Genomic DNA, 1,198 nt, shown 5'->3' on the forward strand with positions numbered 1-1,198 from the left:
GAAACGGAATAAAACGTATCGAGAAGTTTTTTTGTGCTAGAATAGTTCTCGATACTTCGAAGCGATTTTCTGATGTAAATTGTTTCTCAATTCGAACTGGCGCTTTGTGCTCTGATGTCTGCTTCGTCACTTCGAGTAGCGAAGCGTATCGAGAAGCTTTGTTTCCAGAATAGTTTCCGATACTTCAAAATAATTTTCTGACGCAAATTGTTTCTCAACCCGAACTGACTACCCGAACTGAAGTGTAGTGATAAACCAACGTATGTTTTTCTAACCCAGAACTCAAACCCCACATAACTGATAAAATAAGATTAATCTGTGATTTTATTGTTCTTTTGACATCACTAAATTTGGTGATTTTTTGGCGTAAAATTTTTTTATTGTAAGGTTTTTTAGTGTTGATTAGTAGTGGTTTAGGTCTTTTTTATCGATGAATGGAATGTTTGTCACGTCCAACGGCTAAATATATAATGGTAATTCGATTTGAAGTAGTTATATTTGCACACGTAAAAAAAATGGATTCTGACTCGTTTTGTGTGGGTTGGAACCGCGAAGCGTTGGAGTAAATTCAATACAATTCCTGAAATGACCCTAATTTATGAGTCCGAATTCTAAAATAGCTGTAATAGGGCTGGGCTATGTCGGATTGCCATTGGCTCGTTTGTTTGCTACCCGATATGCAGTTGTTGGCTTTGATATCAATCAAAAAAGAATAGAAGCCTTAAACAAGGGTGTTGATGACACTTTAGAAGTCGAAGAGTCGGTTTTACAATCGGTTTTAATTTCCAAGGAGGCAATACAAACAAAAAGAGGATTGTATTGCAGTAGTCAACTGAAGGATATCGCCGATTGTAATTATTATGTTGTTACCGTTCCTACCCCTGTTGATAAGAATAATCGTCCCGATTTGACCCCGCTTTACAAAGCCAGTGAAACAGTTGGCAAGGTTTTGAAAAAAGGAGATATTGTTATTTATGAATCTACCGTTTATCCGGGAGTGACAGAAGAGGAATGTGTGCCTGTTTTGGAACGTATTTCCGGTCTGAAATTTAATGTTGATTTTTTTGCCGGATATTCTCCGGAACGTATTAATCCCGGCGATAAAGAACATACGGTCGATAAAATTTTAAAAGTAACAGCCGGCTCTACTCCCGAAATCGGGCAAAAAGTAGATGCCTTATATCAATCGGTGATTACT

General features: G+C 37.4%; 1 protein-coding gene. It reads left to right on the plus strand.

From position 1 onward, the window contains the following. Positions 1 to 598 precede the first annotated feature (598 nt). Positions 599 to 1,198 (plus strand): nucleotide sugar dehydrogenase (locus B6A10_RS16230; protein ID WP_394354341.1); only part of this gene is annotated, 600 nt, incomplete at its 3' end.

The sequence above is a fragment of the Flavobacterium pokkalii genome (genome assembly GCF_014596575.1).
Classification (GTDB): Bacteria; Bacteroidota; Bacteroidia; order Flavobacteriales; family Flavobacteriaceae; genus Flavobacterium; species Flavobacterium pokkalii.